The organism is Pseudomonas sp. Pse1, from assembly GCF_024519635.1.
Classification (GTDB): Bacteria; Pseudomonadota; Gammaproteobacteria; order Pseudomonadales; family Pseudomonadaceae; genus Aquipseudomonas.
Window position 1 is genome coordinate 29,100 of record NZ_JALJRO010000002.1, and the last position, 26,386, is coordinate 55,485.

Sequence of the window (26,386 nt, forward strand, 5' to 3'; positions counted from 1 at the left end):
AAGAGAGCGAGGTCACTTCAAAAGTCACGGCAGCTATCAGCTCACCCGAGACATTAAGTGGTGCACCCATCGCCGAGTACAAACCAGAGCAACTTGTCCGAGGCAACCTGGCGATTCTCGGTGACGCTGCCCATGTTATCTGGCCTATGACAGGTCGAGGTCTTTTGACTGGAATGGAAGACGCGTCAATATTGGCACAGCTACTGGAAACCCGTAATCCAAAAGACTCGTTTGCATCAGTGCTGAGTAGTTACGAGCAAGCACGACTGCCCTTCATTTAGGGCCGGGTAATCCATTCTATGAGCATCAGTACAGGGTATCGCAGGCTTGCTGTAGTAGAGAGGAAGAGAGTTGAACACGACAGGCCAGGCATTCCTCCCACTTCCCAATCGTAAAGAGCCTCACGCAAACGGAATGAATGGTTATCCCGTCACGCTCATGAATTCTTCTGCCCAAGTGATGTATTCATTCGGAGAGGTGTATCGGTGGGACAACTCCGAGGGAGTCAGATTGTCCTTGTCGGCAATCTCACGCTGTGCCCGTAAGCTATCGTAGGTTGCTTTGATCGCAGCAAAACAAGCAGCATGCCCGTTCACCACAATGCGCACGCCAAGTTGGCTGAGGCGTTGCTGGTCGCGCAATGCGGCATTGCCGTAGGTAACCAGCATCAGCGGTATCCGCAGACCCTCGGCAATCGCTTCGAGATGCTCGAAGTCCCGCACGCCAACCAAACAAATTCCATCAGCCCCCGCATCTTGATAGGCCCCAATACGCTTGATGACTTCGGTGAGCGGTTGCGCGCTGGCGTGGGTACGAGCGATCAGGGCCAATTCAGCATCTTGACGAGCTCGCTGAGCGGCTCGCAGTTTGCCGATGCCTTCCTCTATGCTAATAAGAGAAAAGGCTGGGCCTCCGAATGGAGCTGGCAGGAGAGTATCTTCCAAGGTCAATGCAGCAATGCCGACGCGCTCCAGCTCCGTTACGGTACGCATGACGTTAAGGGCGTTGCCGTACCCGTGATCGGCATCGGCAATCACTGGCAGCTGGGCGACCCGACCGATACGCCTTGCCTGCTCAACAAATTCGCTCAACGTGATCAGCGCGATATCGGGGGCACCAAGCACATGCAGCGAGGCAACCGAACCGCCAAGGATACCGACCTCAAAGCCGAGATCGGCAGCTATACGGGCTGACAGAGGATCGAAGACGGAGGCGGTTGTGAGTGACTTCTGGCCGGCAAGGAGGGCTCGGAAAATTTTGCGCAGTTCGTGAGGACTGGTTTTATGCATGGCAATCTCTGTAGTTTACATTGAGGTACGCCGTGCAACTACCTGGAGGGCAATGCGCTCGTCGTTGCGACGGCGGTGCAAACTGTCGGGCGAGTGCCAGGCCAAAGCGTGATCGCTATGGCCGGGCAACTGGTTCACTTAATGAAGCGCACCTGACTGTTGATCTTCTCGATCACCGCGCCTTTACGTTCGTTGAAGCGCAGTTTGTTTTGCTCGAACAAATTGTTGCCCTTGGTATCGATGGAGATGATCAGCGGGCCGAATTCGCGTACTCGGTTCACCCATAGAGTCTCCGGCATACCAAGGTCTTGCCATTCCGCTCGAACAATTTCCTCGACCTGAGTCGCCGCCAGTACCGCGCAGCCGCCGGGGAAAACAGCATGCACCGCTTTGTTCTCCAGGCAGCCTGTGGTCGTTTCCGGCCCCATCCCGCCCTTACCAACGATCAACTTTACGCCGGTTTGCTCAATAAACTCTTTCTCGAACTTTTCCATCCGCATGCTGGTGGTCGGGCCGATGGAGACCATCTCGAAACTGCCATCGTCTTTTTTGCGAACAATTGGCCCCGCGTGGAAGATCGCCCCACCACGCAGATCTACCGGCAACTCGCGCTTGAGCTCGATCAAGCGGCGGTGCGCGACGTCACGGCAGGTCACCAACTGGCCGGTCAGGTAAACCACATCGCCAACGTTCAGGTCAGCCAGATCCTCGTCCTTGATTGGCGTATTCAGTATCTTCTTCACAGAACTACTCCTTCATGGGAGAGGATGTCGTAGGACAAGTCGGCGTTGATTCGGATCTTGCCGCGACGGTGGGCCCAGCAACCAGTGGATACGGCCACACCGATGGTCGAAGGGTGGCGCGCCGAAGACTCGATGTTTACCCCCATTACGCTACTGTTGCCGGTCAAACCCTGCGGGCCAATACCGATTTCATTGAGGCCATCCTCCAGCAGCTTCTCCATCATCGCAGCGCTTTCGTTCGGATGGCTGGAGTCCACTGGACGCAGGATCGCCAGCTTAGATAGACGCGCGGCGGTTTCCACCGAGGTGGACACGCCCACGCCGACCAACAGTGGTGGGCAAGCATTGATACCCCGCGAGGTGATCACATCGAAGACGAACTCGGTCACGCCTTCATAGCCTTGGCCGGGCATCAGAACCTTGGCCGAGCCTGGCAAGGTGCAACCGCCGCCAGCCATGTACACATCAATGATCGCGTGGTCGGCGTCAGGAATGATTTGCCAGTCCAACCATGGAATCTTCGAACCAGTATTGGTACCGGTGTTTTTCTCGATAAAGGTCTCCACGGCGTTATGACGCAGGGGGCCCTTAATAGTCGCCTCCTTTGTCGCATTCTCCAGGATGCCCTCCAGGTCACTCAGTAGTGGGAACTGGGCTCCAGCAGAGATGAAATACTGAATCACACCAGTGTCCTGGCAGCTGGGACGATTCAGCTTGTCGGCGTACTCCTGGTTGTCAGCCATCGAGTCGTAGACAGCAATGGCCAACGGATTAGTTTCCGCTGCCCGCAACTTCGCAGTCTTCTCCTTCACGTCCTTTGGCAAGCGCTTGCCGATGTACGCGGTGAACTTCGCCATCACGTCGGTTAGTGATTCAACAGCTGCTTCTTTATCCACGATTACTCTCCTAACTGCATCACAAGGCTGATTTGACCGGACTAGACATATTGAGCGGCGATGCTTCCTGTACCTGGTTTTGCTCAGGCACGATCCCGCCGTCTAATACGAAGTCCACTCTTTTCTTATCGAGAGCACCAACCCACTTGGCGATTGCCATGGTGCCGACTGCGTTACCGATGGTGTTGGTGATGGCCCGTGCTTCGGACATGAAGCGGTCGACGCCCAGCAGGAGCACCATGCCGGCTACCGGAATGTTGTCCATCGTTGCCAGAGTGGCAGCCAACGTGATGAAACCCGAGCCTGTCACGCCCGCCGAGCCCTTGGAGGTCAGTAACAGGACGCCCAGAACGATCAACTGATCCATTAAAGTCAATGGGGTGTTTGTAGCCTGAGCAATGAAAATGGCCGCCATGGTGTAGTAGATGCACTGACCATCAGGGTTGAAGGTCAAGCCGGACGGGATAACCAGGCCTACTACCGGCTTGGATACACCAACTCTCTCAAGCTTGGTCATCAACTGCGGTACCACCGACTCCGAGGAACTGGTGCCCAGTACGGTGAACAGTTCTTCCTTTATGTACTTGAGAAACTTCCAGAGACTAAAGCCCGACAAGCGCGAGATGAAACCGAGAATGATCACCACGAACAGGAAGCAGGTGATGTACATGGTCGCCATCAGTTTACCGAGCGAAACGATGGAGCCTAGACCGTACTTGCCGACAGTGAAGGCCATCGCGCCACATGCAGCCAACGGAGCGACTCGCATGATCATGCCGACGATGTGGAACATGCCGTGGGAAAAGGCTTCAAGCACATCGACTACGGGTTTACCGCGTGGGCCAAGATGGGACAGCGCGATGCCGAAGAGGGTTGAGAAAAGCAGGATCGGCAGAATCTGGTTCTTCGCGAAGGCGTCAGTAATGCTGGCCGGGATCACACTCATCAGGAAGTCGGTGAATCCGCCCGAGTTGCTTGCAGCGGAGGTGTAGGTAGAAATGCTCGCAATGTCGAGTGTGGAAGGATCGACGTTCATTCCCTCGCCAGGCTTCACGAGATTCACCACAATTAGGCCCAGCACCAGCGCGAAGGTGGACAGAATTTCAAAGTAGATAAGGGCCCGTACCCCGACTCTACCGAGCTCTTTCATGTTCTCCATTTTGGCGATGCCGAGCACCACCGTGGCAAAAATGATCGGTGCGAACACCATCTTGATGAGTTTGATGAAGGCGTCGCCCAAGGGTTTGAGGTCGATGCCGATCTGGGGCCAAAAAACACCGAGCAGGATGCCGACGGTAACGCCGATCAAAACCTGGACGTAGAGCTTCCCAAGGTATCGCATAGCCATTTATCTCCGCTTTATTTTTGTGAGTCGGATTTTTTATTGGCATCTGCGGGCTCTATCCATAGCTAGGAACGGCTACGTGGCAGTAGAGAGCGCAGGTGTGTCATAGGTAATCACCCCTATAAATTAATGGTTTTTTCAGAAAGGTGTAATACACTGAAATTAACTACATTGTTTACTTTGAGTTAATTATGAGTCCTATATCGGAGCTGGCTTTTTTCACTCTGCTTATGAGGGTCGGAAGCCTGGCAGCTGCTGCCCGCGAGATGAACCTGACACCACCAGCTGTCTCCAAACGGCTCAACCTTCTGGAAAGCCGGCTCGGGGTTCGATTGCTCAATCGCACCACTCGTAGCATTAGCCTTACAGCGGAGGGCGAACTCTATTTGATGAGCGCTCAACGGATCCTCGACGAAATTAACGAAATGGAACGCCAGGTTTCCAGCAGCCGTGCCGAACCGAAAGGCCTGCTGCGCGTGAATGCGCCTTTGGGCTTTGGCCGTACCCATGTTGGGCCTGCAATCTCGTCATTCGCTAAGCGCTATCGCGATATCGAAGTGCAGCTGCACCTAACCGACCGCCCGATCAACCTGCCGGATGACGCTATTGACGTCGCCATTCGCTTTGGTGAACTTCCCGACTCGCGATTGATTGCCCGCAAGATTGCAACGAATCGGCGGCGACTGTGCGCTACCCCGGCTTATTTGGAGGCCTTTGGTTATCCGGAAAAGCCTAAAGACTTGGCGCAGCACTCATGCATTGTGTTGCGCCAGAATGACGCGGCGTTTGGTAGTTGGCGGTTCAACCGTGGCAAGTTGACCGAAACAGTCAAGGTCGGGGGAAGCCTTAGCACCAATGATGGTGAGGTGGCACTCAAGTGGGCTCTTGACAGTCATGGCATTCTGATGCGCGCTGAGTGGAACCTCGCGGGACACTTGCGCTCTGGGCGTTTGGTGGAGGTGCTGAGTGATTACGAAACTCCGTCTGCGGATATCTATGCGGTGTACCTGGAGCGGCTCAATCTATCTGCTAAAGTGTCGTTCTTTATCGAGCACCTGCGCGAGTTTTTTCGGAGCAAGTCTGACAGTTCAGAGGCATGGCCATAGAGCCATCTTTTGTAATGGTCAGGCGGTGGATTATGGGCGGGGTCTCAATCCTAGCCTGCTGTCAGCACCATAGACATTTAACGATTGTGCTGAAGAAATCAGAAAGATTCGTTGTGCCATAACCCAATAAAAGATGCCTTCAGATTGGTGTTAATTCTCAAGAGATCTATTGCGCCTTCAACTTTAGTAGACATTATTACCCGCGACCGGGGCGCGCAGGCCTATACCGAGTTTCATTCGTCGATGGAAATAACCAGAGCAAGCGGAGCGCGCAGGCCAGAAAGGCCGGAGGCGCGAGGATGGAAGCCCAAAGGGCCATGACTTGGCGTTAGCCATGGCATGGTTTACGACAGCCGACCCGATAGGGCGCGCCATAAACCGCGATTTGATTAGATTGCAGGATTGCTGATGTTCTGCAGACTTATGTATTCCAATATTTTTGGACTGTGCTTCTGGCAATGCCTAGCTTTTCAGCGATTGTTTTCCTGTCGAAACCTTGCGCTTTCAAGGCTCGAATGTATTCCGCATTAAGCGGCTGCTTAGGCTTTCCCTGGGAGCGCTTGATGAGCTTTCCATCACTGAATTGCTCCTCTACCAACTGCCACCCTCCGGACATCTCGAATTCCCTGATTTGCAAGGCAGTACGTTGCAAAACCTCCGAAGGGAGTTCCTCACCTTGGGCCGCTATGGCTAGGGTGACCATGGTCAGCAGATCGAGACCGAGGTGGTCAGCGATTTCATCGAGCTTCTCCAACGTCGGATTCGCTCGTGCCTGCTCCAGCATACCGACATACGTCCTATGGGTTGCCCCTGCCAGTTCGTCGTAGTTCAGCCCCTGGTGGGCTCGAGCTCCGCGCAATGCCCCTGCCAGCGCTTCTTTCAGATGCATGAGTCGGATCCTCAAAAGCGAGGATAGAGCCATGCGATGTGCATTCCGATAAACAGAGCATACTGATATTATCGTGGCGCACAGCCAAATTGCATGTCTCTGCTCGGGCACTGCTAGGTCGGGTTTGCCTGATGGGGGTGGAGCACAGGAGGGCTTTAGTGTTTGTGGGCGCGGAGACAGAACGACGCCTCTGTTCACATCGAAGACTAAGGAGCGGAAGCGATAGGCGAGTTGGATGAACTAAGACTCGGAGCTGTGTTTCCTGAGTGTTTCAGCACCGACAGCAAAAGCCCGATGTGATTTAGGCGACTCTGAGTGCCCTGCGCATTCATGTTGCCTGCAGTAATGCACGGAGTAATTTTTCTAATAGGAGATTTAGAAAATATGTTTGTAGATTGTCTAAAAATGTCTGGGAACCTTGAAGATATTCGTGTCTTCAAGCAAAACAGTGACGATATTGAAGTTATTATGAAGATTGACGGCGTCGTAATTCCTAACATAATCGTCCCTATTTCCCTTTTCGAGGAGATTGAGAAAGGACGGCACTGGGAGTTTTATGGCATCTTCAAAAAGTCAAAGGATAAAGTGAAGAACAAAGGGATAATTTACGCGATTAAGCCAGCTGGCGGCAGTATCAAGTCCGTAACAAAACTCCGCTTCACTGTGCCGGGAATGATGGCCTTCGGTGCAATCCTCGCTTATGCACTTACTTATATTCTCACCTGGGCTGTAGCCATCATGCCGATGGCCGCTAAAGCCGATAATATTCCCGAAGCATTCGGACATATACACGACTTGGCTTTGCTCGTTGCGATGCTTCCTGTCCTGTTCTTCTTGAGTTGCGCCGTGAATTTCATACGTAAAACTGGGAATCTCGAAGCGTGGCCTGCTACTGCGCCAAGTGTCGTCATTGAGCGATTCAGTAAACTCCATAAATAATGCAGCATGTGGCGCATAGGTGCCACTTGTATGTGCTTCAAGGACGCGTTGGTTTGCCCTCCACCCCATCTGCAGCGCCAGTAGTGGGTGCGAGCGGAGCGCGCAAGCCGGCACGGCTGAAGGCGTGAGGATGAAAGCCCGTAGGGCCGAAACGTGGCTTGCCACGGTTCGGTTCACGACAGCCCTCCGCCAGCGGCGGCACGCCACTACCGCAGCCCAGCTTCAACCGACCTGAAAGAGACTGAAATGACCCACGATGAACTCCGAAAGCTTGAGCGCACTAGGCGGAGAGCGCTATGGGAGATTGCCAGATTCCTTCCAGGTGACCCCGAGGCAGCTGACGCCTTAGCCATCCTTGATGACCTCGACGACCAGCAGCGAAGCGGCACGCCTACAATGGGTGAGTCACTCGAACTCAATGAAGTTCGTGCCTCTGTCCCGGTGCAGCATCACAACTGCGGCATCGATATCGTCTTGGAAATAACCATTCCTCAGCCATGGAGGGAGCGTTTCCAGCAGGCGAGCATCGGTTCGACACGGGTGGTCGAAGGGCCTTACGCCACGGACTGGGATAAATTCCTGGCTAGGTGGGAAGCAGAGATGCGGCACCTGGAGCAGCATAGAGCCGTGAGAAAAAAACCTGGAACAGATTGAGGGGGCTACAGGCATGGTAGAAGACGACGATGACACTGTGTATTGCGACATTCAGATGCCATTGGCCCAAGGAAGAGAGCTGCTGGAGTTAGTGAACGCGTTGCGAGAATCGAAAGCACATCCTCGTCTCGATAAAGTCTTCGAGCACATGCAATACGAACTCAGTACCTCAATCGATATCATTGAGAACCCGCCAACTTGGGGGCCTTGGTGCCAGTGAGCCGAACTACGCCGCTTACAACCCCAGATCAGCCTCAACCTTCATACCGCGAAGCTTTCTAGGAAGGGCATTCGGCGGGCACCACTCAAGTGCTTTGGAGATGCACAGATGCCAGATCTCAACCTGGACATAAAGGACATCATCAGACGTGTCCAGAGGCATCAACCCACGCGGCTTCAGCACCTGCTTAAGAACGTTGATGACGCCCCGAGGGTAACGACCGCGCCCTTGAGCATCTGAAACTGCGGCGTACCGGAAGCGACCGGCATCGCGATAGCCATCAGCGACCATTTTCAGCCGTTTTCGTAGTTCCTTTTTGCTCATTCTAGGCGCGACTGTCCACCAGATGAGTTCCACCTCTTCTAGATCCACTCCCTCTGGAGGGATGTCACCGTAATCTTCGTACTGCTCAAGCGGAACCGGACGAGCCTTTCTGTTTTGTAGGGACATCAAAGCGCTGCGTCCCAGGCATCCATCGCCTCAGCCACAGTCGCGTACCAGTCGAGCTCACTGTTTTGTAGGGCGCAAGCGACCTGCCTGTTTGTACTGCCGTCGACCCAAGGCGGAAGACTCTCCGTCCCCTCAGAGAACAAGCCGGCTGCCGCGACAGCGAATCGACCTGTGCTCACGCACTTCAGGCACGTGTAACGCACAGCTGCACCGCTGGGTAACCGACGCCAGGCAACCACCTCAATACAGTCCAGGACGCCCTGTCGAGCCTCTACAAGCGAATCCGACTCCTGTGCCACCTCAGAGTCAGTGATTACTTTCAACGGTGCGCTGGGGGCTACTGGCTTGCGAACCAAATGCTTGAGCTGCTCACGTGATGCGATTATCTGCTCGCGAATCTCTTCGGGATCGATGGACATGCCACCTCGGTCGGTCACTGAAAGGGTCTTCAGCTTGTTCGCAGTAGCGATGAAGTCACGCTCTCGCATTTTCTCCCAGTCGGGGCGGCGGTCGGGGCTGATGAGGTTCCAAAGGCTTGTGAGGAGCTTCAAGGCATTACCTACACTGAGGAAGTGACTGCAGTAGCTGCGATTATACGGCAGCCTCCGATTGTACTTCACACGCCATCACAGCAGCATGCATTCCAACCAACCATCCTGATGAACCCAAAATGGACGCCGCTCTCCGGCAAAGAGCATCCGACAAAATGCCAGGCGTTGGTTATCGGAGATCTCTCGTTGAGCGAACGTAAAAAAACCGGCCCTGAGGCCGGTCTCCCATTGGGTGTCGCTGAAGATCAGACTGATACAGGTGCAGAGATATGCGGGTGCGGATCGTAGCCCACCACTTCAAAATCTTCGAACTTGTAGTCGTAGATGGATGCAGGCTTACGAAGCAGCTTCAGTTCAGGCAACTGGCGTGGCTCGCGAGCAATCTGAGTCTTCACCTGCTCCATGTGATTCGCGTAGATGTGGACGTCACTGAGCGAGATAACGATCTCACCAACGTCGAGATCACACTGCTGGGCGAGCATGTGCGTCAGGCATGCCAGGGATGCCGTGTTGTACGGGAGCCCCAAGAAGCTATCTGACGAACGAATAAACAGGTGCGAGGACAGCTTGTTATTCACGACATAGAACTGATAAAGCAGGTGGCACGGCGGCAGCGCCATCTTGCCTTGGCGGGCATTTTCCTGAGGGCTTACCTTCTCGTCCGGCAGGTACTCCACGTTCCAGCCATGGAACAGAATTCGCCGGCTATTTGGATTGGTCTTCAGGGCGTTAACGACGTAGTCAATCTGGTTGATTGTGCCGCCATCTTTGGTTGGCCAGGCAGTCCACTGCTTACCGTACACAGGCCCAAGGTCACCTTCTTCGGTGGCCCACTCGTTCCAAATCTTAACGCCATTCTCATTGAGCCATTTAACGTTAGTATCGCCGCCAAGAAACCAAATAAGCTCATTAACAATACTTTTAAAGTGCAACTTCTTCGTTGTAAGCAAAGGAAAGCCTTTCGACAGGTCGTGTCGATACTGCCTCCCAAAGACACTAATAGTACCGGTGCCGGTTCGGTCACCTTTGACCGCACCATTCTCAAGAACATCAGTCAGTAAGTCCAGATAGCTTTTCATGCAATTTTCTCCGCCTGGGCTGCTTCCAGGATACTGATCACTTGCTTGAGTTTATCAATTTCTTTTTGAGAGTCCAAGAGCCGCTTGTTGGCATCAGCCAAAAGGCTTTTATAGGTATCTCTTGAACCAATCATATCTTGATACTTCTGCTCATTAGTCTGAGCAGCATCGTCAGCTATTTTAGCCTCCGTAAACCAGTGAAGAACCTCGACCCTAGCAGCTTCCAACTTATCAGTAAGCACTACAAGAGGATCAACTGGCTTCTTGTTTGAGACCTTCTTGCGCAAAAATTCGATTCGACGATTCTCCTTGATAATTTCAAGGCGCTCCAAAGGCCAAACACGCATGCGGATAGTATTGCGATGCATACCAGTCATACGGCTAAGCTCAGCAACAGTCGCCTTCATAGAGTCGTCCGCTGCGATATTAAGAAGCGCTTCGGCCAACAACTCTGTGTACTGATCAAAATCTTCTTTATTCTTCTGATCGAATGCCCGTGGATCAGACATCTCAGAGCTCCTCTTCCAGCAACTGAAGGACGCCATAAGCTTCCTCCATCGCGGCTTTGTTCTGCGCATGTGTGTGTGCATACGCTGGATTGCCGAGCATCGCCTTGTTCTGGTAATAAACGTCTCGCCAAGCCGGCGCGTTGGCCTTGCTGACGATGGCATTCTGGCAACGGTTAGGGTTACAACGAAGCCCGCCAATGCAAGGTAGGGAACTGTCGAACTCATCCGCGCCGCCACCATAACAGAAGCCAGAGCCCACGTTGATAACCGCAATGTGCTGGTCGAGCATAGCCTCAAAAATATCGTCCTTGGTGTGCCCAGAGGCCATGTAACCTCGGAAAACCTTCCTGAGGCTTTCCCTATGGGCCTCAGCATTCACGCCTGCGTAGCTGCCGTCAGGGTCGAAGCGCTGTTGAATGCTTTCAATTTCCGCATCCTGACGAAGCGACCTACCTTTCGTCTTCCGGGCACCACCACCCTTGGATATTCGGTCGGCAATCTCGCCATAGAGCAGGGTGGTCTTACTAAACCCGCGATCTGAATGCCCCACACCTACGATCTCACCGAAGTGCTTAAGCTGGTGAGAGATAAACGGCAGACCCAAGTCGGCACGATAAAGCTGATAAGCCAAGGTATGGCGCATCATGTAGGCGTTGAAGTCAAGCTCCTCAAAAGTCTCCGGCGGCAAGATACGCTCGAAAAATTTTTCCAGTGTGAGCTTGGTTGCGCCGGCAGAAAATGGCTTCCCTTGCTCCCCAAAAGCGACCGTATCCACATTCGAAAAGATATAGTCGTTGTTCTTGTATTTACTGATTAACTGACACACCCGAACAGCATCACGAACAATGGGGATGGCGAGCCAAAAATCATCAAACAACTCAACAAGATTGTCCTGGTGCTTGCTCACATTGCTTGCCAACACCCAGTAGCGGCCATCAGGGCGAAGGCTAGAACTAGCGAGCAGCTCTGCATATTCAGACGGACGCATCCCTGTGTACTGGCCAATAATGTAGAGGCACGAATAGTTGACGAAATTCATATACAACCTGAATTCATCATTAAATGGCGAGCCGGTGATTTTTGCATATTGCCTAACCGCATAGTTAGCATTCATCGAGAACAGGTTGCTTGAACCCATGACATCACTGTCCAATAACCTAGAGGCTTCCTCCTTCGAGAAGCCCTTATTCACCAGCCGATTATAGACATACAGGTTAAATTTCAGCGGGTTCAACCCATTCATTTGCGCAGGAAAATAATCTTTTGCGTTGCGGCGTTTGAGGCTGGCAGTATCAATTACGTTCTCACCCATAGCATCCAAAAAGTCGACAATGGATAGCGAGGCCATTTGAGATGAAATTTCGAAGACGGTGTTTGGTAATACTTGGGACTTTTTTTCAGCATCCTTTGCAGGGCGATGTTTACCACCAAGGACTTTCCACTTTAACTTGGTAAAGTCCACGAGTGGTAGGTTTGCACCGAACACGTTCGCTTGCAGATAGCCTGACTTTAGTAGCTTGAAAAGCTTTTCAGTGTTCCCATCGTATACATAATCAAAATCCTCCGCAGCTGCTGCATAAAAATGCGCAGATAAACATTGAATTGAGATCAGCTCACGATCAACGTGCTCTTTTCCAAGTTCAATAGCAGCGACGGAATAAACCTTATCCAAAAACCGAAGCCCGCACTCATAGTCAGTGATCAACGAATTGGGCTTTGGCGGTTTCTTGTTTGCACTGACGGATTGACCCTCCGCTGGAACTCCACTCAGCGCCTTGAGAATGATCATGAACGCAGCTTTAAGCTCAAGGATCGCCAACTCTGGAATGTTGGGGTACTTCGTAAAATCAATCCGAAGCTTGGATCCACGAATATAACGGGATGCATTTGGGTAATCCGCATTGAAGTCCCAGACCCCGTCCAGGAATTCAGAGAGTTCAGATACCTGCAAGGCATTGAGATAGGCCAGAAAAGCCAAGGCTTCCTGCTGCTCGCTCTCTTCTTCAGAAGCAATAGCCGCTCCCTGTAGCAAAGACAAGCTAAAGCGAAACTTCGAAAACGTTAACAGGGTGGAGAAATTCGTTTGTTCCATCATCACATCCCCACCCCATCAACCAGCACAGTTGTATCTACAAACTCGGAAAGACGACGGCCTTCGGCCAATTCCTTAGGAGTAAAATCAGAGTTTGAGTTGAGGATGCCATCCAACAGAGCCAAGTTTTCGCGCACTACGCGGCCATAGGGTGTGTCCATGATCCGAGATACCTCCATAAGCTTAAGGTAGTCCCGCTCCATCGCGAACAGCTCCGGCAAACTAGACGCAGTGAGCAAAACGTTCTCACATCCTAGGCACATGTTGTACAGCGCACATGGGCTACCAGGTACATAGGTACTCAGTTTTTTGATGAACTCTGGCGGGTTGAAAATATTACGACAGCTCGCCAGCGGCGTTTTGAAAACTACCTGAGGCCCATCGAGATTCACGACGTCGATCAGGTTGGCCTCAGCATCCTTGTTCGGGCCCTGATCAAACGCCTCGGCTGCCGACTCATGGAGTTCCCTGAGCGCCACATCCAGTTTGGAGCGTGCGATGTGGTTGAAGTCCATACGATCCAGGTAGGCTAGGGTAGTCTCGATATGTTTGTGGCCCAAAATCAGCTGGATCTCGCGGACGGGTACGTCCCGCTCCACCAGTTCGCTGATGAAGCTAGGGCGCAGCCGGGAAGGCGAAAGGCTCAACGGCTGACCAGAGCTGTCCAGTAGGGCTTTACGCTTAGAATATGCTGCGAAGACTACCCCCAAGGCCCCGTCCTTCGCAGTTGCAAAAGATTTGATCTCAAGAAAGCTGATCCGCGCACTGGACTGCCAGATGAATAGCTTGTCGCGCACGGCCTCGGGAGCAGACTCGCGCAGCGAAGCTGTCAGTGCTTTAACGTCTTCAAACACTTTGGCAACAGCCCTGGATTGAGCAGTGGTAAGCCAGGTGATATCAGCCTCAAAAATATCAAGGTGCATCACCTTTCCACCCTCGGAGCGCTCTTTCCAGTACCTCAGGCAGGGGCGACCGGTAAGCGGGTGCCTAGGCTCATAATCATCCACATCAAGAAGCTTGATTGAGTCAGCGTTCAACCCGGTGACTTGGGCGAGCTTAATGGCATACGGAGCAATAACGGTCGAATCGATTCGGTAGTGAGCACCCCAACCTTCCACCACCTCCCGCAGGCTGACGCCAGAACGCTTAACGAGTCGAAGAAAACCTAAAACATAAGGATCGTCACTATCCTTCTGATCGTAGCCAGCATGAGAACAGCTCAGCTTGTTCTCAAAAATCCAACGAGCACTGTCGAGGGTGTTGAGGCCTGGCTTCAAGCGCCCATCCTTGCAGAGAGGATCCTCACCAATGCCGCTCTTCTGATACGGCTGAGAAAGGGTGTTGTAGTGCAGGATATCCTCTTCAACGCTCTCAGAAATACGAACACGCTCGGCGCTCGAATAGGGACGGTACTGATCAGTGACGCGGTCAGCATCGAATCCTTGGCAGTTGATGAAATCTGATCCCGTGTAACCTTTGATGTTTTTAATGGTCGTCAAGGTGATCCGGGCGGCGCTAATCAAGGTATTGGCGGAGACTGGAGAAAGGTCACCCGCAACAATCTGCCGCTCAAGGTACGAGCGAAACAGAGGGAGGATAAATGGATCAAGAAACTCAGTCAGCGGCTCCATTCCCCTGAAGCCACGCCCAACAAGGAGCTTGGTGAACCATCTAAACCCCTCATGGTAATTGCTAGCTCCTGAGTCGCTGGTAGTCCCCAGAGAAGCGGTCGCAAACGCATGTTTCAGATCGTTGAATGGCCTATCTTCAGAAGATTTCTCGAGGTCGTCCAAGGTAGCGAAATCAAGCATTTTGAGGCGTTTGAAATCCACAAGAGCACTCTCCTGCGGCACAAACTCTTCCTTGGACTCAATTCGTTCCTTAACGGTCATGTAATCCGTTGAGGCCACGCCCAGGAATTGAAGATCCAGATTGATTTCATCGTACGCAAGACGGACGCCTTCATACTGACTGAAGCCATGCTTGATCGACTCAAGCCCCACAATCGGCTCAACAGCCTTTGTGAGACTAAGTTTGTTGCCGTAAATGGGCAACTCGAGCTTTTCTTCTTGGGAAAGAGACTTGTACCAGCCCAACAACTTCAAACGCCAGTTGCAGCCAGCAGCGGTTTCTCCCTGGTGAATAACACCATCAATGAGCATGTTAAGGATGAGTTTCTGCTCTGCAAGCTCGAACATCTCGATTGATGGATCGAGATCCTTACTAGCAATATAGGACTCACTCAGCATGAGTGGAGCGTACTTCCCACTGGAATCGTCGGCGAGCTCGACTTGGTAGTAATTGAGCGGATTTTCTTCCAGCTCTCTAAGCCACCTGATGATCTTGCCACTTTCAACTGCACGTACTGAAATATTCATTTCTTATCTCCCAACCTGATCTTCAATGTCGTCTGCGCAGCAAGATCCGCCATGCTTTTTGCCTTGGTCGAAACTTCTCCCGTGTTCGGGCAAACCAGATGAAAAATATCCTGTGGCAACCTGGTATAAATCCCTGTCGTGGATGCGTCTTCGTGGCCGAGGGATTTCTGCGCCATTAGAAGTTTGTCGAGGTAGTTATCGCCAAAGTCTGGGCTAGTCAAAATCGCATACGCATGGCCATGACGAAGCTTATGTGGCGAGACCATACGCTCAAGTCGCTTGCTCTTAACGGCACGCTTAGAAAGTCGCTCAAGCAGTTTGCTAATAGCGTCAGGATTGAAAGGTCGTCCCTCTGAATTGAAGAAGCAGGGAGTTACATCCGCACTTTCGTAACGGCGAGCGTGCTTCTTGAATAAAGGAGAAGCGTGGTAACGCTTAATACGCTCGAGCACAGCTCGACTCACGATTGAGTATCGCGGTTTGAACTCCTTACCACGCCCCTTGCTTCCATCAATATACAGCGGGCAATAATCAGGATGCACCCAATCAAGTGCGTCATCTGGAACAAAGTTAGCTTGAGCGAACCCCAAAGCCTTATTCACGGCCCCTAGGGTGACCCTACCAACTTCACTTCGACGCAAGCCCACATCAAAGATAGTTTGGATTAGGCAACGCTCCCTCTCGCTACTGGCATACTCAATAAGCGCTTTGAGCTCCCGCATGGAACAGGGATATACCAAATCTTTCTTCGGAGGCGGCGAAAGAAATCCACCGGCATAAGGATTGTCCTCCCGCACAGCAGATCGTTGTTTACCTGCAACACACAAGAAATCGTTGAACAGGGCCATATAACAAGCATCCCTGTTACGGATAGTAGTTGAGGTCAAACTATCAACTTCGCGCAAGTGGGAATAGTAGCGCTGAATGTTGTGCTTACTTACGGCAAGAAGTATTTCGTCATAGGACGAGCTTTTGAAAGTAGGCGTGCCTTTCATGTGCTCGAGAAGGTAACCAATGTTACGCCCGTACGTCTCGGCGGACAGGGCCGCTAGGTTGGCACTGCGTACTGCGTAGGTCAGGTACTCGCTTACAAGCGGGACTAACCTCTCTTCTGAATCGAACAGCCCCACCGCAGTCACAGACACCTGGTCTGCCACTGTAGGCCCATCCTCGTTGAGCATCGACCCACCCAGGTCGAGCAACTGCTTCTCTTTGACTACAACCTTCACCGACTACCCCTTTTTGAAGGCCGCCCATCCTATGCAGAATGTGCAGCTTGTCAAGGTCAAGATGAAGTCGCATGAAAGACAAATTTTTTAGGCTAGGAACACGTACTGTGCGCTTTTTCCTACGTCCGATAAAAGACCCAGGTCGTTGGAGCGAATGTAGAGCGTCAGGGAAATCTCTTTGGTCTCGACGTTCGGGTGGAATTGGTACAGCAGGTGGCACGGCGGCAGGGCCATTTCATCGAGTTGGGCGACGTTCCAGCCGTGGAACAGGATGCGCCGGCTACCCGGGTCCTTGATGATGGTGTCGAGGCATTGGCGGATCTGATCGATGGCCTTGTACAACACCACGTAGGCCTGGCCGTCTTCCTCGCCTTCGGCAATCTGCCGGTAGCCCTGGTTGAGGGTCTGCTCGATGGCCGCCGGGTTGCTCAGCGGGATCTGCTTGTAGGCCGGCCACTTGCGCCATTGCACGCCGTAGATTTCGCCCAGGTCGTCTTCACCCTGGCGGAACGGGTTGGCCAGCCATTGCGCGTTTTCGTTGGCGTTCTGGTCCCAGACTTTGCAGCCCAGGGCGCGGAATTCGGCGGCGTTGTTGACGCCACGGAGGAAACCGCACATCTCGCCGATGGCCGATTTGAAGGCCATCTTGCGCGTGGTGATGGCCGGAAAACCATCCTGCAGGTCATAACGCAGCATCGCGCCGGGAAAGCTGATGGTGTTCACACCTGTGCGGTTGGCTTGCTTGGTGCCGTTCTTGATGACGTGGGCGACCAGATCGAGATATTGCTTCATGTATTACCTGTGTCCTTGAATCCCGGGGATCGCCCGGGATTCCAATGTAGAGCGGCGTGTCAGGCAGCCGGGGTAACCGGCGCCGCCGGGGCGCGATGATAAGCCAGCCAGATCAGGAACAGCCCGCCGACGATCATCGGCACGCACAGCACTTGGCCCATGGTCAGCCAGTTCCAGGCCAGGTAGCCCAGTTGCGCGTCCGGCACGCGAACGAATTCGACGATAAAGCGGAAGATCCCGTAGAACAGCGCGAACATCCCGGACACCGCCATGGTCGGCCGCGGCTTGCGCGAGAACAACCAGAGGATGACGAACAGCGCCACGCCTTCGAGGGCAAACTGGTACAGCTGTGAGGGGTGACGCGGCAATTGCGCCGGGTCGCTGAACGCCGGGAAGACCATGGCCCACGGCACGTCGGTGGCCTTGCCCCACAATTCGGCGTTGATGAAGTTGCCGATACGCCCGGCGCCCAGGCCAATCGGCACCATCGGTGCGACGAAGTCCATCAGTTGGAAGAATGACTTGCCGTTCTTCTTGCCGAACCACAACGCCGCCAGCATCACCCCGATGAAGCCGCCGTGGAACGACATGCCACCCTTCCACACCTCGAAAATCAGCGTCGGGTTGGCCAGGTAGGCGCTCAGGTCGTAGAACAGCACATAGCCCAGGCGGCCACCGACAATCACCCCCATGGACATCCAGAACACCATGTCGGAGAGCTTCTCTTTGGTCCAGGTCGGATCAAAGCGGTTCAACCTGCGCGACGCCAACAGCCAGGCTCCGCCAATGCCAACCAGGTACATCAGGCCGTACCAATGGATTTTCAGCGGGCCAATGGCCAGGGCCACCGGGTCAATCTGCGGGTAAGGCAGCATTGCGACTCCTCGTTAGAGTTGAAACCTAAAATTCCTGGCGCGAACTTGCCACGCCGGGATTAAGCCAGGATTGCGCCGCGTGTCAGAGCAGGAAGCTCAAGCCCACGCACAACAGCAAAGCGGCAAACAGTCTTTTCAGCAAACGCGGCGACAGCTTGTGGGCCAATCGCGCGCCAAAGCGGGCGAACACCATGCTGGTCAGGGCAATGCCCAGCAGCGCCGGCAGATAGATGAAACCCAGACTATGAGCGGGCAACAGCGGATCATGCCAGCCCAGAATCATGAAACTTAATGCACTTGCCAAAGCGATCGGCAGGCCGCAGGCGGACGAGGTCGCCACTGCCTGCTGCATCGGCACGCTGCGCCAGGTCAGGAACGGCACAGTCAACGAACCACCGCCAATCCCGAAAATCGCCGAGGCCCAGCCGATCACACTGCCGGCCAGGGTCAGACCGACTTTGCCGGGCACCGTTCGGCTGGCCTTGGGTTTGAGCTCCAGGGCCATTTGCACGGCGATCACCAGGGCGAACACACCGATGATTTTCTGCAAATTGGGCCCGGAGATCGCTTCGGCCGTCAACGCGCCGAAACCGGCGCCGAGCAGGATGCCCAGGGTCATCCAGGCAAAGATCGGCCAGCGCACCGCGCCTTTGCGCTGGTGTTCGCGGACCGCGTTGATCGAGGTAAAGATGATGGTGGCCAACGAAGTGCCCACCGCCAGGTGAGTCAGTACCGAAGGGTCGAAGCCCTGCAAGGTGAAACTGAACACCAGAACCGGCACGATGATGATCCCGCCACCGACCCCAAACAACCCCGCCAATACGCCCGCACAGGCGCCCAACAGCAGATAGAGCAGAAATTCCATGCCTGCACCCCCGAAATAAGAGCGGCATGGTAACGGATGCAGACCCCAACCCTCCACTGCGTATGCCGATGGATCGACGGGCGATGTCTGGGTACAGTGAGCAAAAAACACCCAAGGACCCTCTCATGTGCCTGATTGTTTTTGCCTGGCGCCCGGATCACGCCACCCCCTTGGTGGTCGCCGCCAACCGTGACGAGTTCTACGCCCGCCCCAGCCTGCCGCTGGCATCCTGGCCGGAATCGCCGCAGGTGCACGCCGGGCGCGACCTGGAAGCCGGCGGCACCTGGCTGGGAATTGGTGCCGACGGGCGCTTTGCCGCGCTGACCAATATCCGCAATCCGCACCAGCCGCCGGCGCGCAAATCACGGGGTGAACTGGTGGCGCGTTTTCTCACCGGTGATCTGTCGATCGCCGACTATTTGTCCGACGTTGTCAGCAGATCGGTTGAATATGCCGGCTTCAACCTGCTGATCGGCAATCGCCGCGAACTCTGGCATTACAACGCTGAGCAGAGCGAGGCGCGGGAGCTGAAGCCAGGGATCTACGGCGTATCGAATGCCGGACTGGATACACCTTGGCCCAAGTTGCTCAAGGCACGGGCCGCGCTGACCGAAGTCCTCGACGACCCGCAGCCGCAGGCGCTGCTGGCTCTGCTGGGCGATCCGCAGACCGCGCCGTTCGCCGATCTGCCGGATACCGGCGTGGGCCTGGCCACCGAGAGTCTGCTATCGAGCGTGTTTATTGCCAGCCAGAGCTATGGCACCCGAGCGAGTACCGCATTGATCGTGCAGGCGGATGGTTCGCGGTGGATGGTGGAGCGCAGTTTTGGGCCGTTTGGCGGGCATTTGGGGGAGGTTGAGATCAGGGTTTGAGGTCGGCCTTACCGCGAGCAGGCTCTCTCCTGCAGGAGCGAGCCTGCTCGCGAATGTCGCAACGCCGATTTACGAAACCTTCACCGAAGCCGGATTAACCATCCGCGCCAGCCCGAGGTTTTTCAGGGCCAACTGCAGCGAGCTGTGGATAACTTGCGGGTTATCAATGGTCATCAGTTCCGCCAGCAAATCCTTCGCCCAATCGAGATTGATCTGGCGCAGCATCCACTTCACTTTCGGCAGGTTGGTGGCGTTCATCGACAAGCTGTCAAAACCCATCGCCGTCAACAGCACCGCAGCGGCCGGATCGCCAGCCATCTCGCCGCAGATACTCACCGGCTTGCCTTCGGCGTGAGCGTCGCGCACCACCGTTTGCAAGGCTTGCAGCACGGCTGGATGCAGGTAGTCGTAAAGGTCGGCCACCCGAGGGTTGTTCCGGTCCACGGCCAACAGATACTGAGTCAGGTCGTTGGAGCCCACCGACAGGAAGTCCACCTGGCGCGCCAGCTCTTTGGTCTGGTAAACCGCTGCCGGAATCTCGATCATCACCCCGACCGGAGGCATCGGCACATCGGTGCCTTCGTCGCGCACTTCGCCCCAGGCCCGGTGGATCAGGTGCAGGGCCTCTTCCAGCTCATGAATGCCGGAAATCATCGGCAGCAGGATGCGCAGGTTGTTCAGGCCTTCGCTGGCCTTGAGCATGGCGCGGGTCTGTACCAGGAAGATTTCCGGGTGGTCGAGGGTGACGCGGATCCCGCGCCAGCCGAGGAACGGGTTGTCTTCCTTGATCGGGAAATATGACAGGGCCTTGTCGCCGCCGATGTCCAGGCTGCGCATGGTCACCGGTTGCGGGTGGAAGGCCGCGAGCTGTTCGCGATAGATCGCCAACTGCTCCTTTTCACTGGGGAAGCGCTGGTTGATCATGAACGGCACTTCGGTGCGGTACAGGCCCACCCCTTCGGCGCCGCGCTTTTGCGCCCGTGCGACATCGGCCAGCAGACCGGTGTTGACCCACAGCGGCATGCGGTGACCGTCGACAGTCACACACGGCAAGTCGCGCAGTGCGTCGAGGCCCAGGGCCAGTTGTTTCTCTTCTTCCACCACTTCGGCGAACTGCTTGCGCAGCACGTCGCTGGGGTTGGTGTAGACCTCACCCTTGGTGCCATCGACGATCAAGTCGATGCCATCGACCTTGGCGTACGGCAAATCCACCAGCCCCATGACCGTCGGGATGCCCATGGCCCGCGCAAGGATCGCCACGTGGGAGTTACCCGAACCCAATACCGAGACCAGGCCGACCAGCGTACCTTCGGGCACCTCGCCGAGCATCGCCGGGGTCAGCTCTTCACTGACCAAAATGGTTTTTTCCGGGTAGACCAGGTTTTGCTGGCGCTCTTCCTGCAAATAGGCGAGCAGGCGCCGGCCAAGGTCCTTGACGTCCGATGCACGCTCGCGCAGGTAGGCGTCGTCCATCAGTTCGAAGCGGTTGACGTGATCGGTGACCACTTGACGCAAGGCGCCCTGGGCCCACTGGCCGGTCTTGATCACGGCGGTAATTTCGCTGCCCAGCGAGGCATCGTCGAGCATCATCAGGTAGACGTCGAACAAGGCCCGCTCTTCCGGGCGCAGCTGGGTGGCGAGCTTGGCCGACAACGCGCGCATGTCGGCGCGCACGCCTTCAATGGCGGTCTTGAACAGGGCCAGTTCGGCGTCGATATCGGTGATGCTCTTGTCGGGCACCACATCCAGGTCTGCCGGCGGCAGCATGACCACTGCAGTACCGACTGCGGCGCCCGGCGAACCCGGCACGCCGACAAACTTGGCTTCCTGGATACCTTTGCCCTGACGCCCCAGCCCACGGATCGAGCCGGTGGCTTCGGCATGGGCGATAACACCGGCGAGCTGGGCGCTCATGGTCACGAGAAAGGCTTCTTCACCTTCATCGAACTGACGGCGTTCTTTTTGCTGGATAACCAACACGCCGACGACGCGGCGGTGGTGAATGATCGGCGCGCCGAGGAAGGAGGCGAAGCGCTCTTCACCGGTTTCGGCGAAGTAGCGGTAGCGCGGGTGATCGGCGGCGTTTTCCAGGTTCAGCGGTTCTTCGCGCGTACCGACCAGGCCAACCAGACCTTCGTTGGGTGCCATGCTGACCTTGCCGATCGAGCGCTTGTTCAAGCCCTCGGTGGCCATCAGCACGAAGCGGTTGGTCTCGGGGTCGAGCAGATAGACCGAGCAGACCTGGCTGCCCATGGCCTCTTTGACGCGCAATACAATAATGCCCAACGCCGCCTTGAGATCCTTGGCGGAGTTAACTTCCTGGACGATCTTGCGCAGCGTATTGAGCATGGCTCGGGGTCGAACTCCGTCGTCAGTCGCGCGCTAAAAGGCGCGGGGCAAGCTCTTTGAGAGCGCGTCGATACACCTCGCGCTTGAATGTCACCACCTGGCCCAACGGATACCAATAGCTGACCCAGCGCCAGCCATCGAATTCCGGTTTACCGGTCAAATCCATCCGCACCCGCTGCTCATTGGAGATCAGGCGCAGAAGAAACCATTTCTGTTTCTGGCCGATGCACAGCGGTTGGCTGTGGGTACGGACCAGACGTTGCGGCAAACGATAGCGCAACCAGCCACGCGTGCAGGCGAGAATTTCAACATCTTCGCGCTCCAGGCCGACTTCTTCGTTTAACTCGCGGTACAGAGCGTCTTCCGGCGTTTCCTGAGGGTTGATACCACCTTGAGGAAACTGCCAGGCATCTTGATTGATACGGCGAGCCCATAGCACCTGGCCGGCATCATTCGTCAGAATGATCCCCACATTGGGGCGGAAACCATCGGGGTCGATCACGGCAACAACCTCGCAAACGCATGTCGCCGCATTGTTCCACAAAGATTGTCAGGGCGGCAACGAAGCTTCCTACCTTATGTGCACTCTTGTGAAAAGACCGTATTCTTATCGCCTTTTTACAGACTAATCAGCGGGTAACTGCAATGCGCCTGGCTTTATTCGACCTCGACAATACGCTTTTGGGCGGCGACAGCGATCACGCATGGGGCGACTACCTGTGCGAACGAGAGATCCTCGACCCCATCGCCTACAAAGCGCGCAACGATGAGTTCTACCAGGACTACCTGGCCGGCAAGCTGGACAACGCCGAGTACCTGAACTTCTGCCTGGAAATCCTCGGCCGTACCGAGATGGCCCAACTCGATGAATGGCACCGCGACTTCATGCGCGACTGCATTGAGCCGCTGATGCTGCCCAAGGCCGTGGAATTGCTGGCCAAGCATCGCGACGCTGGCGACAAGCTGGTGATCATCACCGCCACCAACCGCTTCGTCACCGGGCCGATTGCCGAGCTATTGGGCGTGGACACCTTGATCGCCACCGAATGCGAAATGCATGAAGGTCGCTACACCGGACGCAGCACCGACGTGCCGTGCTTCCGTGAAGGTAAGGTGACGCGTCTGAATCGTTGGCTGGAAGAAACCGGCTTGTCGCTCGAAGGCAGCTTCTTTTACAGCGATTCGATGAACGATCTGCCGCTGCTGGAGCAGGTGGCGAATCCGGTGGCGGTGGATCCTGATCCGAATCTGCGGGCTGAGGCTGAGCGGCGTGGGTGGCCGGTGATCAGTCTGCGTGGCTGATAATGTCTTCGCGAGCAGCGGAACGCCGCCCGGGCGGCGTTCCGCTGCTCGCGAATGGGGTCGACGCGGTCTAAAACCTTAAACCGGCTTGGCCCCCATTAACCCGGCAATTGCGATAAAGCAGACAAAGCTGACCAGCGCCAAGGCAAAGCTGAACTTGCCCACACTGCCCGGCGCCTTGCGCAGCTTGTTCAGGCGCACCAGCAGCCAGAACCAGGCCAACGCCGCCACGGTGTACAACACGCTGGAGGCCAGCAGCCAGGTTTGTCCCAGCGGCCAGCCAACCAGGTGCACCATCCACCAGCCGGTGAACGGCATGCTCAACAAAGCCAGGCCCATCAGCAACCAGACAAACACCCGTGGCCGTTGCAAGGTACGGCCGCCCGCCGTCGTGTCACCTTTGCGCCGCGCCAGAAAAACCCAGATGCCCAGCCCCAACGCGCCGGCCAGCAAGACCACAGTGGCGACCATGTGCGCCATTTTCAGGGCGGTTAACGTTTCCATTGTCTGATTTCCTTATTTCCTGCCCATCAGCGTAGCCGTTCAGCCAAGAAACAGCTGATAGGCCGGGTTGTCGCTTTCGTCCCAGTACGGATAACCGATCTGCTCCAGAGCTGCCGGCACCAGGTGACGCTCGTCATGGGGCACTTGCAGGCCCGCGACCACACGGCCATCAGCGGCACCGTGGTTGCGGTAGTGGAACATCGAGATATTCCAGCGCCCGCCGAGCTTGTGCAGGAAGTTGAACAAGGCACCCGGACGCTCAGGGAATTCGAAGCGCAGCACCACTTCATCGACCACCTGGGCCGCACGTCCGCCGACCATGTGGCGAATGTGCAGCTTGGCCAATTCGTTGTCAGTCAGGTCGAGCACCGGGAATCCCTGCTCAGTCAGACTGGCGATCAGCCCACTGCGCGGGTCGTTTTCCGGATGGGTCTGCACGCCAACGAAAATATGCGCTTCGCTACCAGTGCTGTAGCGATAGTTGAATTCAGTGATCTGCCGCTTGCCGATGGCCTCGCAAAACGCCTTGAAGCTGCCTGGTTTCTCGGGGATGGTCACGGCGATGATCGCTTCACGGCCCTCACCCAATTCCGCGCGCTCGGCGACATGGCGCAGGCGGTCGAAGTTGACGTTGGCACCAGAGTCGATGGCCACCAGGGTCTGCCCGGTGACGCCGCGCTGCTCCACGTACTTCTTGATCCCGGCCACGCCCAGGGCGCCGGCCGGCTCGGTGATCGACCGGGTGTCGTCGTAGATGTCCTTGATCGCCGCACAGATTTCGTCAGTGCTGACGGTGATCACTTCGTCGACATAATCCTTGCAGATATCGAAGGTGTGCTGGCCGATCTGCCCCACTGCCACGCCATCGGCGAAGATGCCCACGGTCGGCAGCACCACGCGCTCACCAGCAGCCATGGCCGCTTGCAGGCAGTTGGAGTCGTCCGGCTCGACGCCGATGATTTTGATCTCCGGGCGCAGGTACTTCACGTAGGCCGCGATACCGGCGATCAGGCCACCACCGCCGACCGGCACGAAGATCGCGTCCAGCGGCCCCGGGTGCTGACGAAGAATCTCCATCGCCACCGTGCCCTGCCCGGCAATGGTGTGCGGATCATCGTAAGGGTGAATGTAGACGTAGCCCTTTTCGTCGACCAGCTTCAGCGAATACGCCAGGGCCTCCGGGAAAGAGTCGCCGTGCAGCACCACTTTGCCGCCACGGGAGCGTACGCCTTCGACCTTGATTTCCGGAGTGGTCTTGGGCATCACGATGGTGGCCTTGACCCCCAGCACCTTGGCGGCCAGCGCCAAGCCCTGGGCATGGTTGCCCGCCGAGGCCGTGACCACGCCACGGGAGCGTTCTTCGTCGCTCAGCTGGGTGAGTTTGTTGTAAGCCCCGCGAATCTTGAACGAGTACACCGGCTGCAAGTCTTCGCGCTTGAGCCAAATCGTGTTGCCCAGCCGCTCGGAGAGCTGGCGAGCAGTCTGCAAAGGGGTTTCTACGGCAACGTCATAAACGCGCGAGGTGAGGATCTTTTTGACGTACTGTTCAAGCATCGGAAGGCATCACTGAGCGGGTTGGGCAGGACCAAGGAGTCTAACCCGGCTTTTGCCCGGGCGACCACACCAAACCGGTGGCTTTAAGCCCCGGGATGAAGCATTGCGCGCCCAGACACACTGTCGCACCCGCCAATCGGGCAATGACCTTGCCCGCAGCGAGGCCTATAATGCCGGCCTTTCAACCCTACTTCGGCACTTCGGAGCCCGCATGACCCAGGATCAACTCAAACAGGCAGTGGCACAGGCCGCCGTCGATTTCATCCTTCCCAAACTCGACGACAAGAGCATCGTCGGGGTCGGCACCGGCTCCACCGCCAACTGCTTCATCGACGCCCTGGCCCAGCACAAGGGCGCGTTCGACGGCGCGGTCGCCAGCTCCGAAGCCACTGCCGCACGCCTAAAGGGTCACGGCATTCCGGTGTATGAACTCAATACCGTCAGCGACCTGGAGTTCTACGTCGACGGTGCCGATGAAAGCGACGAGCACCTGAACCTGATCAAGGGCGGCGGCGCAGCCCTGACCCGCGAGAAGATCGTCGCCGCCGTGGCCAAGACCTTCATCTGCATCGCCGACGCCAGCAAACTGGTACCAGTCCTGGGTACTTTCCCGCTGCCGGTCGAAGTCATCCCGATGGCCCGCAGCCACGTGGCCCGTGAACTGGTCAAGCTGGGCGGCGACCCGGTGTACCGTGAAGGCGTGTTGACCGACAACGGCAACATCATCCTTGATGTGTTCAACATGCAGATCACCAACCCGGTGGAGCTGGAGAAGCAGATCAACGCCATCGTCGGCGTGGTCACCAACGGCCTGTTTGCCGCCCGCCCGGCGGACCTGCTGTTGCTGGGGACCAGTGAGGGTGTGAAGAGCCTGACGGCCAAGTAATTCACATTTCTGCCGACC

The 26,386-nt window shown here is 55.8% G+C and carries 26 protein-coding genes and 1 pseudogene; 8 read left to right on the forward strand and 19 right to left on the reverse strand.

What is annotated here, in order from left to right:
• Positions 1 to 35 precede the first annotated feature (35 nt).
• Positions 36 to 281: an NAD(P)/FAD-dependent oxidoreductase gene (locus NR126_RS02780; RefSeq protein ID WP_256351158.1), complete on the forward strand. Its 246-nt coding sequence runs from the start codon at positions 36 to 38 to the stop codon at positions 279 to 281.
• A 141-nt stretch (positions 282 to 422) separates the two neighbouring features.
• On the opposite strand, the gene NR126_RS02785 is transcribed toward NR126_RS02780, so the two are convergent.
• The 4 genes from NR126_RS02785 to NR126_RS02800 all read right to left on the reverse strand — a co-directional run bounded on the left by NR126_RS02785 (position 423) and on the right by NR126_RS02800 (position 4,276).
• A complete protein-coding gene (locus NR126_RS02785) occupies positions 423 to 1,289 on the reverse strand; it encodes an oxaloacetate decarboxylase (RefSeq protein WP_105753634.1) in 867 nt (288 codons plus the stop codon).
• A 134-nt stretch (positions 1,290 to 1,423) separates the two neighbouring features.
• Positions 1,424 to 2,032: a L(+)-tartrate dehydratase subunit beta gene (ttdB, locus tag NR126_RS02790; RefSeq protein WP_046815804.1), complete on the reverse strand. Its 609-nt coding sequence runs from the start codon at positions 2,030 to 2,032 to the stop codon at positions 1,424 to 1,426.
• Complete coding sequence (ttdA, locus tag NR126_RS02795; RefSeq protein ID WP_080956980.1) at positions 2,029 to 2,928, reverse strand: L(+)-tartrate dehydratase subunit alpha; 900 nt, start codon at positions 2,926 to 2,928, stop codon at positions 2,029 to 2,031. Before ttdA ends, ttdB begins: the two co-directional genes overlap by 4 nt.
• Before the next feature lie 19 nt (positions 2,929 to 2,947).
• Positions 2,948 to 4,276, reverse strand: a complete 1,329-nt coding sequence (locus tag NR126_RS02800) for a dicarboxylate/amino acid:cation symporter (RefSeq protein WP_046815806.1) — start codon at positions 4,274 to 4,276, stop codon at positions 2,948 to 2,950.
• A gap of 188 nt (positions 4,277 to 4,464) precedes the next feature.
• Between NR126_RS02800 and NR126_RS02805 the strand changes: the two genes are divergently transcribed.
• Complete coding sequence (locus NR126_RS02805; RefSeq protein ID WP_046815807.1) at positions 4,465 to 5,379, forward strand: LysR family transcriptional regulator; 915 nt, start codon at positions 4,465 to 4,467, stop codon at positions 5,377 to 5,379.
• Between the two features lie 421 nt (positions 5,380 to 5,800).
• Here NR126_RS02805 and NR126_RS02810 read toward each other — a convergent pair whose 3' ends face one another.
• Positions 5,801 to 6,268 (reverse strand): helix-turn-helix domain-containing protein, encoded by a 468-nt coding sequence (locus tag NR126_RS02810; protein ID WP_046815808.1) that lies wholly within the window; start codon positions 6,266 to 6,268, stop codon positions 5,801 to 5,803.
• 330 nt (positions 6,269 to 6,598) lie between these two features.
• On the opposite strand from NR126_RS02810, the gene NR126_RS02815 reads away from it, so the two are divergent.
• The 3 genes from NR126_RS02815 to NR126_RS02825 all read left to right on the forward strand — a co-directional run bounded on the left by NR126_RS02815 (position 6,599) and on the right by NR126_RS02825 (position 8,081).
• Positions 6,599 to 7,207, forward strand: coding sequence for a hypothetical protein (locus NR126_RS02815; RefSeq protein ID WP_146118199.1), 609 nt, complete (start codon positions 6,599 to 6,601; stop codon positions 7,205 to 7,207).
• Positions 7,208 to 7,453: 246 nt separating this feature from the next.
• Entirely contained in the window at positions 7,454 to 7,861 is a 408-nt protein-coding gene (locus NR126_RS02820) for a hypothetical protein (protein ID WP_105753633.1), read from the forward strand.
• 13 nt (positions 7,862 to 7,874) lie between these two features.
• Complete coding sequence (locus NR126_RS02825; RefSeq protein WP_105753632.1) at positions 7,875 to 8,081, forward strand: hypothetical protein; 207 nt, start codon at positions 7,875 to 7,877, stop codon at positions 8,079 to 8,081.
• A 15-nt stretch (positions 8,082 to 8,096) separates the two neighbouring features.
• Here the strand turns inward: NR126_RS02825 and NR126_RS02830 are convergent, their stop codons facing one another.
• The 10 genes and pseudogenes from NR126_RS02830 to NR126_RS02875 all read right to left on the reverse strand — a co-directional run bounded on the left by NR126_RS02830 (position 8,097) and on the right by NR126_RS02875 (position 18,901).
• The gene (locus NR126_RS02830; RefSeq protein ID WP_105753631.1) at positions 8,097 to 8,531 is read right to left on the reverse strand and encodes a hypothetical protein; all 435 of its coding nucleotides are present in this window, start codon (positions 8,529 to 8,531) and stop codon (positions 8,097 to 8,099) included.
• Entirely contained in the window at positions 8,531 to 9,019 is a 489-nt protein-coding gene (locus NR126_RS02835) for a hypothetical protein (RefSeq protein WP_371321462.1), read from the reverse strand. The genes NR126_RS02830 and NR126_RS02835 overlap by 1 nt, the downstream gene beginning before the upstream one ends.
• Before the next feature lie 308 nt (positions 9,020 to 9,327).
• Complete coding sequence (locus tag NR126_RS02840; RefSeq protein ID WP_105753630.1) at positions 9,328 to 10,161, reverse strand: thymidylate synthase; 834 nt, start codon at positions 10,159 to 10,161, stop codon at positions 9,328 to 9,330.
• Entirely contained in the window at positions 10,158 to 10,670 is a 513-nt protein-coding gene (locus NR126_RS02845; protein WP_105753629.1) for a hypothetical protein, read from the reverse strand. Before NR126_RS02845 ends, NR126_RS02840 begins: the two co-directional genes overlap by 4 nt.
• A 1-nt stretch (position 10,671) precedes the next feature.
• Positions 10,672 to 12,765 carry a tyrosine-type recombinase/integrase gene (locus tag NR126_RS02850; protein ID WP_105753628.1) on the reverse strand — a complete coding sequence of 698 codons (2,094 nt, stop codon included), beginning with the start codon at positions 12,763 to 12,765 and terminating at the stop codon, positions 10,672 to 10,674.
• Entirely contained in the window at positions 12,765 to 15,140 is a 2,376-nt protein-coding gene (locus NR126_RS02855) for a tyrosine-type recombinase/integrase (RefSeq protein ID WP_105753627.1), read from the reverse strand. Before NR126_RS02855 ends, NR126_RS02850 begins: the two co-directional genes overlap by 1 nt.
• Positions 15,137 to 16,369 (reverse strand): tyrosine-type recombinase/integrase, encoded by a 1,233-nt coding sequence (locus NR126_RS02860; protein ID WP_256350862.1) that lies wholly within the window; start codon positions 16,367 to 16,369, stop codon positions 15,137 to 15,139. Before NR126_RS02860 ends, NR126_RS02855 begins: the two co-directional genes overlap by 4 nt.
• 132 nt (positions 16,370 to 16,501) lie before the next feature.
• Positions 16,502 to 17,161: pseudogene (locus tag NR126_RS02865) on the reverse strand (thymidylate synthase); the annotation flags it as partial.
• A gap of 59 nt (positions 17,162 to 17,220) precedes the next feature.
• A complete protein-coding gene (lgt, locus tag NR126_RS02870; RefSeq protein WP_027616956.1) occupies positions 17,221 to 18,036 on the reverse strand; it encodes a prolipoprotein diacylglyceryl transferase in 816 nt (271 codons plus the stop codon).
• Between the two features lie 82 nt (positions 18,037 to 18,118).
• Positions 18,119 to 18,901 (reverse strand): sulfite exporter TauE/SafE family protein, encoded by a 783-nt coding sequence (locus NR126_RS02875; RefSeq protein ID WP_027616955.1) that lies wholly within the window; start codon positions 18,899 to 18,901, stop codon positions 18,119 to 18,121.
• Between the two features lie 125 nt (positions 18,902 to 19,026).
• On the opposite strand from NR126_RS02875, the gene NR126_RS02880 reads away from it, so the two are divergent.
• Positions 19,027 to 19,773 (forward strand): NRDE family protein, encoded by a 747-nt coding sequence (locus NR126_RS02880; RefSeq protein WP_105753625.1) that lies wholly within the window; start codon positions 19,027 to 19,029, stop codon positions 19,771 to 19,773.
• 69 nt (positions 19,774 to 19,842) lie between these two features.
• Here NR126_RS02880 and ptsP read toward each other — a convergent pair whose 3' ends face one another.
• Complete coding sequence (gene ptsP, locus NR126_RS02885) at positions 19,843 to 22,122, reverse strand: phosphoenolpyruvate--protein phosphotransferase (RefSeq protein ID WP_027616953.1); 2,280 nt, start codon at positions 22,120 to 22,122, stop codon at positions 19,843 to 19,845.
• A 22-nt stretch (positions 22,123 to 22,144) separates the two neighbouring features.
• On the reverse strand, positions 22,145 to 22,624 hold the full coding sequence (locus NR126_RS02890) for an RNA pyrophosphohydrolase (protein WP_007897732.1): 480 nt from the start codon (positions 22,622 to 22,624) through the stop codon (positions 22,145 to 22,147).
• Between the two features lie 143 nt (positions 22,625 to 22,767).
• Here NR126_RS02890 and NR126_RS02895 point away from each other — a divergent pair, with 143 nt between their 5' ends.
• The gene (locus tag NR126_RS02895; protein WP_105753624.1) at positions 22,768 to 23,424 is read left to right on the forward strand and encodes an HAD family phosphatase; all 657 of its coding nucleotides are present in this window, start codon (positions 22,768 to 22,770) and stop codon (positions 23,422 to 23,424) included.
• 78 nt (positions 23,425 to 23,502) lie between these two features.
• Here the strand turns inward: NR126_RS02895 and NR126_RS02900 are convergent, their stop codons facing one another.
• Together NR126_RS02900 and ilvA are read right to left on the reverse strand one after the other, a co-directional pair.
• Positions 23,503 to 23,928, reverse strand: a complete 426-nt coding sequence (locus tag NR126_RS02900) for a DUF2269 domain-containing protein (RefSeq protein WP_027616951.1) — start codon at positions 23,926 to 23,928, stop codon at positions 23,503 to 23,505.
• Between the two features lie 39 nt (positions 23,929 to 23,967).
• Positions 23,968 to 25,482, reverse strand: a complete 1,515-nt coding sequence (gene ilvA, locus NR126_RS02905; protein ID WP_027616950.1) for a threonine ammonia-lyase, biosynthetic — start codon at positions 25,480 to 25,482, stop codon at positions 23,968 to 23,970.
• A 211-nt stretch (positions 25,483 to 25,693) separates the two neighbouring features.
• Here ilvA and rpiA point away from each other — a divergent pair, with 211 nt between their 5' ends.
• Complete coding sequence (gene rpiA / locus NR126_RS02910) at positions 25,694 to 26,368, forward strand: ribose-5-phosphate isomerase RpiA (protein ID WP_027616949.1); 675 nt, start codon at positions 25,694 to 25,696, stop codon at positions 26,366 to 26,368.
• The last annotated feature ends 18 nt before the right edge of the window (positions 26,369 to 26,386 follow it).